11 protein-coding genes are annotated in these 9,629 nt (G+C 63.1%); 7 read left to right on the top strand and 4 right to left on the bottom strand.

What is annotated here, in order from left to right; all coding sequences use genetic code 11:
- Positions 1 to 762 (bottom strand): aminotransferase class III-fold pyridoxal phosphate-dependent enzyme (locus tag H926_RS0103635; RefSeq protein ID WP_022675101.1); only part of this gene is annotated, 762 nt, incomplete at its 3' end.
- A gap of 192 nt (positions 763 to 954) precedes the next feature.
- Here H926_RS0103635 and H926_RS0103640 point away from each other — a divergent pair.
- From H926_RS0103640 to H926_RS0103670, 7 genes are all read left to right on the top strand, one after another.
- Positions 955 to 1,983, top strand: a complete 1,029-nt coding sequence (locus H926_RS0103640) for a phytanoyl-CoA dioxygenase family protein (RefSeq protein ID WP_202804665.1) — start codon at positions 955 to 957, stop codon at positions 1,981 to 1,983.
- A 241-nt stretch (positions 1,984 to 2,224) separates the two neighbouring features.
- Positions 2,225 to 3,172 (top strand): hypothetical protein, encoded by a 948-nt coding sequence (locus H926_RS32955; RefSeq protein ID WP_202804666.1) that lies wholly within the window; start codon positions 2,225 to 2,227, stop codon positions 3,170 to 3,172.
- Positions 3,159 to 4,019 (top strand): NAD(P)-binding domain-containing protein, encoded by an 861-nt coding sequence (locus H926_RS30675; RefSeq protein ID WP_158441930.1) that lies wholly within the window; start codon positions 3,159 to 3,161, stop codon positions 4,017 to 4,019. The genes H926_RS32955 and H926_RS30675 overlap by 14 nt, the downstream gene beginning before the upstream one ends.
- A 15-nt stretch (positions 4,020 to 4,034) precedes the next feature.
- A complete protein-coding gene (locus H926_RS0103655) occupies positions 4,035 to 5,267 on the top strand; it encodes an MFS transporter (protein ID WP_148291622.1) in 1,233 nt (410 codons plus the stop codon).
- A gap of 243 nt (positions 5,268 to 5,510) precedes the next feature.
- A complete protein-coding gene (locus H926_RS0103660) occupies positions 5,511 to 6,776 on the top strand; it encodes a cytochrome P450 (protein WP_148291623.1) in 1,266 nt (421 codons plus the stop codon).
- Between the two features lie 45 nt (positions 6,777 to 6,821).
- Positions 6,822 to 7,142 (top strand): 2Fe-2S iron-sulfur cluster-binding protein, encoded by a 321-nt coding sequence (locus H926_RS0103665; protein WP_022675107.1) that lies wholly within the window; start codon positions 6,822 to 6,824, stop codon positions 7,140 to 7,142.
- Positions 7,143 to 7,151: 9 nt separating this feature from the next.
- Complete coding sequence (locus H926_RS0103670) at positions 7,152 to 8,066, top strand: fatty acid desaturase (protein ID WP_022675108.1); 915 nt, start codon at positions 7,152 to 7,154, stop codon at positions 8,064 to 8,066.
- 4 nt (positions 8,067 to 8,070) lie between these two features.
- Here the strand turns inward: H926_RS0103670 and H926_RS30680 are convergent, their stop codons facing one another.
- From H926_RS30680 to H926_RS0103680, 3 genes are read right to left on the bottom strand one after another with little or no spacing between them, the layout of a single operon-like run.
- Positions 8,071 to 8,691: a TetR/AcrR family transcriptional regulator gene (locus H926_RS30680; protein ID WP_022675109.1), complete on the bottom strand. Its 621-nt coding sequence runs from the start codon at positions 8,689 to 8,691 to the stop codon at positions 8,071 to 8,073.
- Positions 8,692 to 8,703: 12 nt separating this feature from the next.
- Positions 8,704 to 8,913, bottom strand: a complete 210-nt coding sequence (locus H926_RS32205; protein WP_148291624.1) for a hypothetical protein — start codon at positions 8,911 to 8,913, stop codon at positions 8,704 to 8,706.
- 47 nt (positions 8,914 to 8,960) lie between these two features.
- Positions 8,961 to 9,290, bottom strand: a complete 330-nt coding sequence (locus H926_RS0103680) for a multidrug efflux SMR transporter (protein ID WP_022675110.1) — start codon at positions 9,288 to 9,290, stop codon at positions 8,961 to 8,963.
- Positions 9,291 to 9,629 lie beyond the last annotated feature (339 nt).

Consider the following 9,629-nt stretch of genomic DNA (forward strand, 5'->3'; position numbering starts at 1 on the left):
ATCTTTGCAACAGAGCCCGCCAAACTGTTCCCAGCTGCAGTCGCGCGACAGGCGGAATCCGGTGCGGATTTCATCGACGATCAGCATCGCGCCCGCCTTGTCGCACAGCGCACGGGCGCGCCGGGCATATTCGCGGGTGACCTCGAACTGGTCCTGGAAAGCCTCATGACGGAAGGGGGTGGCAAAGACCCCGGCGAGATCGTCGCCTGCCGCCTCGACCGCGGCTTCGAGGCTGGCGATGTCATTGTAGACATACTTGCGGATGAAGGCCTTTTCTTCGGGCACCACGCCATTGGGCCGGGGCGTGCACCAGGGCGCGGCACCGTGATAAGCGCCTTCGGCCACGAGGATGATGCGCTTGCCCGTGGTCGACCGGGCGCAGGTCATCGCCATCGTCGTGGCATCGGTGCCGTTCTTGCAGAACATCGCCCAGTCGGCATGGCTGATCATCGACGTCAGCGTTTCGGCGAGTTCGACCATCAGCGGGGATGGACCGGTGGTGGTATCGGCCTTGTCCAGTTGCCTGCGGATCGCCGCGTTCACTTCCGCGCGGCCATAGCCCAGCAGGTTCGGGCCATAGGCGCACATCAGGTCGAGGTACTTGTTGCCATCTGCATCCCACAGATAGGTTCCTTCGGCGCGTTCGAAGAACTGCGGGAAGGAAGGGGGCATCAGCACCGTCGATTCATGACCGTACATGCCGTTCGGGATGACCTTCGCGGCGCGTTCGCGAAGCTGCAGATCCTGGGAATTCGCGGTCATTGTCGAGTCCTCGCAAAAGCGGTTTGACGCCCGACGGACACACCGTCGCAGTTGCCAGATGCCTGCGGCCTGTTCAACATTCTCTCCGAGTCAGCGCAGGTTCATGACTAGTGCAGGAAAGGTGATATTTATCTGCCAAGTTGTCAAACGGGTTTCATCCATCCGCCGTTAACGCAGCAAAAAGGGCTAGGAATGGCGATTGACATCGCATTCCGTCTAGATAATTCTCGGCTAAATTCTGGAAGTATTGCGGGGTTTGTGGCCAGAAGGCACCCAGTTCCGCCAGATTGTGGGCCGTTTCCACCGCTTGCCGATACACTATCACAAAGTCTGCACTTTCATAAGATCAGTTGCCCGGAGAATCCCATGAGTGATCTCGCCCGCCTCTCGAATGCAACCGCCACGGTCGACAATGTCGTGGCCACGATCGAACGCGATGGCGGTGTGATCATCGAGGACTTCATTTCCCCCGAACTGATCGCGGAACTCGAAGCCGATCTGCTGCCGAAACTGGACAGGTCCGGTGCCGGCGGCGACGATTTCACCGGGTTCAGGACCCGCCGGATGAGTGCCCTTTTCGCCAAGACGCGCCGCATGGCCGATATCGTGCTGCATCCGCTGTTTCACGGCGCGGCAGAACGGCTGGTCAACGTGCCCACGAAGTACTGGTCGGGCGAACAGGAACTTTCGATCAAGCCGGGCCTGCGTATCGGCGTGACCCAGCTGATCCAGATCGCGCCGGGCGAAACGCCGCAATCGCTGCACCGCGATCACTGGGCGCTGCTGTGGCGCACGCCCGACTATGATCGCCACGTCCGCCTGCAGGTGATGATCGCGCTGAGCGAGTTCACCGAGGAGAATGGCGGCACGCTGGTGATTCCGGGCAGCCACGTCTGGCCCGACACGCGCATTCCGACGATGGCGGAAGCCGTTCCCACCGTGATGAGGAAAGGTTCCGCACTGCTCTTCGTCGGATCGACCTATCACGCAGGCGGCAGGAACGCGACGACCGACCAGCTCCGCTCGGGCCTGACCATGACGATCGACGCGGCAACCGTGCGGCAGGAGGAGAACATGTATCTCGCGCTTTCGCCGGATGTGGTCAAAAGCTACCCGGTAGAGATCCAGCGCCTGCTCGGCTGGTCCTATACCGACGAGACGCACATGGGCTGGGTCGAGATCGACGGCGAGATGGCCGATCCGATCCGGCTTCTGGCCTGATCGTCCGATGCTCCCCGGCCAGAGCGAAATCACGCCCCTGCAGGTTGCCACCGCGATCGCGGGCGGAACGATCGCCCTGATCGTCCTTGGCATCCAGCCGGTCCTGTACGGGGCATACGTCCTGGAAGGGTCGATCTCTCCGCAGCGGCTTGGCCTGCTTTCGGCCGTGGAGATCGCAGGCATTGCCGCAGGCAGCGCGATCGGCGTGCAATTGCTGGCCCGGTGGCGCACGCAGATCCTGGTGCTTGCCGCCACCGCATTGCTCATTGCGGGCAACCTGATCCCGGTGGCCGAAGGCGCCACGGGGCTGCTGATGCTGTGCCGGTTGACCGCAGGGATCGGGGGCGGACTGCTTGTCGGGATAGTCGGCGTGGCGATTTCACGGACCCGGCGCCTCGGTGCCTGGGCGGGATCGTTCGTGCTGACCCAGGGACTGGTGCCCTATCTGGTGCTGCGCGGCTTCATGCATTTCGATCCTGATCCGGCCAGCCATACCGTCCAGCTGGTGCTGGCGGGCTTCGGCCTCGTGACGCTGCTGCTGCTGCCGTTCTACCCGGCCCGGATGCTCGGATCGGGCGACGAACAGGCCGAACCGATCGGCAGGCCTCAGGGCAGGGGTATCGTCGGCCTCGGCTCCGTACTGCTCTGCGTCGGCGCGGTCGGCGGCATCTGGGGCTATCTGGAAGTGTGGATGCACTCGCGCGGCATCGAAAGGGCAGACAGCACTTCGCTGATCACGATTTCCCTGCTCGGACAGATCCTTGGAGCCGTCGCCGGATCGCTGATTGCCGATGGCAAGTGGGGCTGGCTGCGCTTGATCGTCCTGCTCTGCGCCCTGATGAGCGCGGTGGTCGCCTGGCTGGCCTGGCCTTCGTCCGCTGTGGTATCGTTCGGGTATGGCGTGGCCTACGCGATGGTGGCCCCGGCATTCCCGCCCCTGCTCGCGCGGCTCGATCCTGTCGGGCGGGCGGTTCCCTACAGCGCAACTGCGCAGTTGGTGGGCCTTGCCATCCTGCCGACGCTGGCGGGCGAATTCCTTGCCCCGTTTGGTCTGGATCTGGTGCTCGTGGGCTTCCTGTCGTGCATGCTGGGCAGCCTGGTCCTGGTGCTTAGCCAGGTTCCGTTCCTGCTGGGGCGCAACCGAAAGCCCGATCCCGTCTCCTGGAAGGTACACCATGAAGCAGTGTAATGTCGCCGTTCTCGGGCTTGGCCTGATGGGCGCTGCCGTCGCCCGCGGTTTCGCGGCCGCGGGCCATGCCGTCCACGTGTGGAACCGGTCGCCGGAAAAGGCCACCGCGCTGGCGGGTGAACGCATCACCGCCTGGCCTACCGTGGCCGAAGCGACGGCAGCGGCGGGTCTCGTGGTGAACCTGACCGGGCAGTGCGAACAGTTGCCGGAAACATTCGCGGGATGCGAAGCGGTGCTTGCCGGGAAATACGTGCTGAACCTTGCCTCCGGCACGCCTGCCAATGTCCGCGCGACCGGCGCATGGACCAGTGCACAGGGGGCGCAGTTCGCCAGCGGAACGATCCTTTGCTACCCCGAAGGCATCGGAAAGGAAGCCAGCGCGATCTACGTCGGCGGCTCGACATTGCTGTGGGAGAAGTTCGGCGAGGCGATCGTGTCCATCGCCGGGCGATCGGAGTTCGTTGCCGAGGATAGCGGTACGCCCAACGTGCTGGAAGCCGCCTTTGTCGGCACGTTCTTCCTCCCATCGGTTGCGGCCTTCATCGAAGCCTCGCGTTTCATGAAGAGCGAGGGCGTCGACCCCGCGATCCTGACCGCCAGCCTTCCGACAATGGTCGCCGAACTGCAGGTGCAGTGCGAGATTGCGGCAAGCGAGATGGCCGAAGGCAGCTTTCCCACCGACCAGGCCACGATCGCCACGCATCGGCGCTCGCACCGCATGTTCGTTCAGGCCTATACAGATGCCGCAGCGCCCAGCGATATCATCACGGCGACTCTGGCCAAGCTGGAACGCGCCGCAGCCGCAGGGCACGGCGAAAGCTCGTTCAACGCAATGGCACTGCATTGACGCAAGGATCCCGCATTGGCCACTCTCCCCCTTGCCGATCCGCCTGCTGCAGGCATGCAAGGGGGCGCAGTGGCGGCAGGGGCTGATCTCATCGATCCGGTCGACCGGGGCAGCGCGATCGCAGCCGCCTCGCTGCTGATCGCGCTCAACCAGCTTGTCATCAATGTCCAGCCGCTCCTGATCGGGGCGCTTGCCCGCCACCGCGGGCTAGACGACGGCGAACTCGGCCTGGTCAGTTCGGCGCTGGTCGGAGGCGCGCTGCTTGCCTCCTCTACCGCCCCGTTCTGGGTGCGGCGCGTCAACTGGCGCAGGACCACGACACTTGCCCTGCTGCTGGCCGCCCTTATGTTCTGGGTGACCTCGCTGGTCACGGGTTTCGGCTGGCTCTGCCTTGCATTCGCGCTTGCCGGGCTGATGAAAGGCATGATCGGAGCGCCGTCTTTCGTGTGCCTTGGCGATACCAGCAGGCCCGAACGCAATTTCGGAACGTCCGTCGCGGTACAGGCCATCGTCGCGGCGGCGGCCGCCGTGCCGATGGCGGGCTACCTCATTCCAGCCTACGGGCTTTCAGGGGTGCTATACAGCCTGATCGCGGCGATGGCCGTGGGGCTGGTCGCCGTGCGGTTCCTGCCTGCTTCGGGCCGGGGTTCGGAACAGGCGCATGGCGCGCGCGTGAAAGTACCGGCGTGGCGGCTGCTTCCATTCATCGCCGTGCTTCTGGCGATGATGCTGTTCACGATCGGCGTGACCAGCTTCTGGTTCTTCCTCGAACGGATCGGCACCGCGCAATCGATCCCCGCCGCCACGATCGGCCTGGCGGTAAGCGGCACGGCGCTGGTCTCGATTCCCGGTTCGTTCGCGGTTACCTGGCTTTCGCGCTGGCTGGGCGGATTGCAGTTCATCGTGCTCGGCTCGCTGCTGATCGTGGCCGGGTTCGCGCTGGTCGCCGTGCCCGAACCGGTTGCGTTCATGGCGGGCAGCCTGATCTTCGCGATTGGCTGGGGCATTGCCCAGCCAGGATACTGGGCGCTGGCGCGCGAGGCCGATCCGACCTCACGGCTGTTCGTGCTGTCCTCGGCGGTTGCCGGCCTTGCTTCGGTCATCACCGGACTGATTGCCGGACCGATGATCGGGCTGAACGGCTATACCGGATTGATCGTGATGTCCGGGCTGTTCGTAGCGGCGGGGATTGCGCTGTGCGTGCTGATAAAGCCGATCGCGGCCAGGATGCCGCCCATGGCCGACTGATAACCCGAAACGCTGCGCAAGGACTTGGCTCGCTTCATTCGGGATTGGTCGCACGCAGACCTCCATCCTTCCGGCCATGACAGAACACGGTTCGTCGCAAAGGCAGATCGAAGTCGACAAAAATTCGGATTCTCAGACACATTTTGAAATGGAAGTAATTGCTCCCATATAGCGAATGTGCAAGATTGCTGCATGGAGTCGCGCCGTGCGGAGATGCCGCCGGACGCTGCCGGGGAGAACGTCATGGACGCTGTGCTTTCGATGGATGCAGTGAAGAATCATGCCGACACTGTCGCACTGGACGAGATCAACGTCGTCGACGTGGAGCTTTGGCGCAACGATACGATCTGGCCCTATTTCGACCGGTTGCGCCGCGACGACCCCGTCCATCTTCATCCGGCAGACCATCACGTCGACGGTGCGTTCTGGTCGATCACCCGGTTCAACGACATTGTCGCGATCGACAGCGATCACCAGACCTTCTCGTCGGAACCGACCATCTTCCTCGAAGAGCAGATGCAAGGGTTCGAACTTCCCGCCTTCATCCAGATGGACCCGCCGCGCCACGACCAGCAGCGCAAGACGGTGATGCCGGTAGTCTCGCCGCAGAACCTCGCGGCGATGGAATCGCTGATCCGCAGCCGCGTCCAGACCACGCTCGACAGTCTGCCCATCGGCGAGAAGTTCGACTGGGTCGACAAGGTCTCGATCGAACTGACCGGGCAGATGCTGGCAACGCTGTTCGATTTCCCGTTCGAGGATCGCCGCAAGCTGACCTACTGGTCCGACATGGCCACTGCCGATCCGGTAGCCTCGGGCATGTACAGCGATCCCGAGAACTACCAGCAGGAATTCATCGCGGTGATGACCGAATGCGCCGAGTATTTCACCGGCCTGTGGAACGAACGCGTCAACCAGCCTCCCAAGGGCGATCTAATCTCGATGCTGGCGCACAGCGAAAGCACCAGCGAGATGGATCCCAACGAGTTCCTCGGCAACATCCTGCTGCTGATCGTGGGCGGCAACGATACCACCCGCAACACCATGTCGGGTTCGGTGCTGGCAATGTTCGAGAACCCCGGCGAAAGGGCCAAGCTTGACGCCAACCCCGCGCTGATACCCTCGATGGTGTCCGAAACGCTGCGCTGGCAGACGCCGCTGTCCTACATGCGCCGCACCGCCACGCGCGATGTCGAACTGGGCGGCAAGACCATCCGCAAGGGCGATCGCGTGGCGATGTGGTATGCCGCCGGGAACCGCGATGCGGAAGTGATCGAGAACCCGTACGAATATCGCATCGATCGCCCCAATGTGCGCCGTCACCTTGCGTTCGGCTTCGGCATTCACCGTTGCCTGGGCAATCGCCTGGCGGAAATGCAACTGCGCATCTTGTGGGAGGAAATCCTGCAGCGCTTCCCGGAAATCCACGTCCATTCGCTGGAGCGCGTGCCGTCGGCCTTCGTCCACGGCTTCTCGGAAATGCAGGTTTCGATCCCGCGCCGGCTGTAACCGCGCCGCAGGGATCTCCACACGTACGCAAGAGGATATCGGGATATGGTACGCATCGCCTTCATCGAGCACGACGGCACGCAGCATGATGTCGAAGCGCCGCAGGGCTGGTCCCTGATGGAAGCCGCCGTGAAGAACGGGGTTCCGGGGATCGACGGAGACTGTGGCGGAGCCTGTGCCTGTGCCACCTGCCACGTCTTCGTGCAGGCACCGTGGTTCGACAAGGTCGGTGAACGATCGCCCAACGAACAGGAAATGCTCGAATTCTCGGCCGAAGTTGCCGACAATTCGCGGCTTGCCTGCCAGATCACGCTCGCCCCGGCGCTTGACGGCATTACCGTCCGCATGCCGGCCAGCCAGCAGTAAGGCCCGGTCATGGCAAGCATCGCCCATGACACGCCGACAGCACCGGCAAAGGCCGAACGCAGGATCAGCAAGGCCGAGGAGAAGGCTATCGCGCGTTCGCTTTCGCCAGGAATCGCCTGGCCGACGGTGATCCTCACCTTCCTGTTTCCCGCAGCCTATGTCGCGCTTGCCTGGCTGGGCCTGAGCGGCAGGGTTTCATCATGGCTGATCACCCCGGTACTGGGGCTGGTGTCCTACGCGCACTATTCGCTGGTGCACGAAGCGGTGCACGGCAACCTTGTGGTCGAACCGAAATCGCTGCGCTGGTTCAATACCTTTGCCGGATGGGTCGGCGCGATCGGGCTGGGGATCGGCTGGCCGCTGCTGCAGCGCACCCATGTGCTGCACCATTCGCACACCAATACCGACAAGGACCCGGACATCTACGTCAAGGGCACCTTCTGGCAGCTGATCGGCAAATGGGCGCGCGATTCGGTGCCCGGCTATCTGCCGCTGGTGCTCTACCGTTTCGTCATGCCCGACCTCTATCGCCAGCTACGTGCGATCATGAGCGACCGCGAGATCCTGCAGTGTTCGCTGCTGAACACGGTGCTGATCGGCCTGCTCGGCGTGGCTTTTGCCACAGGGCACGCGCTCGACTGGCTGCTGCTGCTGTTCGTGCCGCAGCAGATTGGCGTGCTGATCCTGATGATCTTCTTCCAGTGGCTGCCGCATTATCCGTTCGACCGCTTCGACCGCTACGGCAATACCCGGATCAGCCTCTGGGCAGGCGGCAAGGTGTTCACGCTGCAGCAGAACATGCACCTGATCCACCATCTGTGGCCAAGCGTGCCGTTCTACAACTACTTCCGCCTGTTCGTGGCCCTGCGCCCGGTGCTGGAAGACGAAGGCGCAAGGATCGAAGGCTTCCGGCCGCGCGGCTGACCGATCAGTCCAGATAGCGGCTGAAGGTGTCGCTCACCATCTGGTGCAGGATGCGCAGCAGGTTGTGCGCGGTCACCTCGTCCGATTGCAGCGCGATGTCGAGAATGCGGTTGCTCGCCTCGATCACCACGCAGCACAGCGCGGTCACTTCCGCATCGTCGCCCCGCACCCCCAGCGCGCGCAGGCCAATGGCCAGCTCGCGCTGGACGGCGATATTGTCGGCCTCGTACTGTTCGCGCAGGATCGGGCTGGATTCCGCCGCCGCGCGCAAGGCCCGGTAGCCGACCTCCTTCGAGGCCGCCGCGTAGTAATCGAAGATCGCGCGATCCAGCGCCTTGTGCCAGTCGTCCTGCGGCGAAAGCGCCGAAAGATCGCCCACCCATTCGCGCTCGTGCTGGCGCGCCCGTTCGGCCAGGGCTTGAAGGATCGCCCACTTGTTCGGAAAATAGCGATAGATCGCGCGCGGGCTGAGTGCGGCCCGCCCGGCGAGGAGGTTGGTGTTGAAGGCATCGGCGCCAACTTCATCAAGCAGCAGGGCGCTTTCCTGCAGGATGCGCTCGTGCGTGGCGCGGCTGCGCTCCTGCTTGGGCACGGCGCGCGGCGTGAGAGACGAACTATCGGACATTTATCCGCGCTATCAATCGTTGCCGGGTTCATCAAGGCGCAGTTTGCACCACGCGGTCATGGTTCGGTGCAGCCGGTAGCGGACAAGACCGCGCAGGGTGCCGATGCCCTTCAGGCAGGAAGGAACAAGGGCGAACAATCGCACTTGCCAGCCGCGCTTTATCGGATAATTAGTAAGCGTCCGATCAGGGCCGTGGCGCGCAATGGCCGCTTCTAGGATCACGGCGCGCCCTCGCTGATGGCGACTGTTGGGTGGGAAGCGGACATCGCTCAGTGCGACACCGCGCTGGAAAAGCCGTTCATGATTACCACGCCAACAACGATGAAGCCCATGCCGATCATGGCGGCGGAATCGAGCTTCTGGCCTTGGATCAGCCACGCGACAGCCGCGACCAACACTACGCCCAAGCCTGCCCAAATCGCGTAGGCAACTCCGGTGGGGATGGTCCGTAATGCCAGCGCAAGGAAGTAGAACGTGACTAAATAGCCCCCAAGGGCGAGCATGGTCGGGCCGATCTTTGTGAACCCCTCTGTCTGGCGGAGTAACGATGTCGCGAACACTTCACCAATGATGGCAATCGCAAGGTAGAGATACTGCATGAAACGCTCCTTGAGTTTGGAGGGAGCGTTGGCCCATTGGTCAAGCGCCTACCCTTTCGATCAGGTGACGCCGTGGCAGGGAAGAGTCCGACATGCGGGCGCAGGGGCTACCATCCTGCTACTCTATGCTCGGCGAAACCAACTTAGGAAAGCTCAATCAGCTTGTCACGCGACCATCAGGAAAATGTCCGAAATGGGGTCGCTTCCTGAAAGGCAGCTTCTGGCAGAAAATCGCAGATAGCTGCCATTGGCGCAATGGCCCTCAGTCGACGTCCTGGTCACCGGATTGAGCCGCCTTCCATGCCCAGGGCAGCATTTCGGGCTCTGTTGCAAAAATCG

Origin of the sequence: Novosphingobium sp. B-7, from assembly GCF_000410615.1 — a bacterium.
Taxonomy (GTDB): Bacteria; Pseudomonadota; Alphaproteobacteria; order Sphingomonadales; family Sphingomonadaceae; genus Novosphingobium; species Novosphingobium capsulatum.

Excerpts from the sequence above, each read along its gene's own strand:
- H926_RS0103640 (WP_202804665.1), top strand. The coding sequence starts at position 955 with ATGGCGATTGACATCGCATTCCGTCTAGATAATTCTCGGCTAAATTCT.
- H926_RS30675 (WP_158441930.1), top strand. The coding sequence starts at position 3,159 with ATGAAGCAGTGTAATGTCGCCGTTCTCGGGCTTGGCCTGATGGGCGCT.
- H926_RS0103660 (WP_148291623.1), top strand. The coding sequence starts at position 5,511 with ATGGACGCTGTGCTTTCGATGGATGCAGTGAAGAATCATGCCGACACT.
- H926_RS0103665 (WP_022675107.1), top strand. The coding sequence starts at position 6,822 with ATGGTACGCATCGCCTTCATCGAGCACGACGGCACGCAGCATGATGTC.
- H926_RS0103670 (WP_022675108.1), top strand. The coding sequence starts at position 7,152 with ATGGCAAGCATCGCCCATGACACGCCGACAGCACCGGCAAAGGCCGAA.
- H926_RS30680 (WP_022675109.1), bottom strand. The coding sequence starts at position 8,691 with ATGTCCGATAGTTCGTCTCTCACGCCGCGCGCCGTGCCCAAGCAGGAG.
- H926_RS0103680 (WP_022675110.1), bottom strand. The coding sequence starts at position 9,290 with ATGCAGTATCTCTACCTTGCGATTGCCATCATTGGTGAAGTGTTCGCG.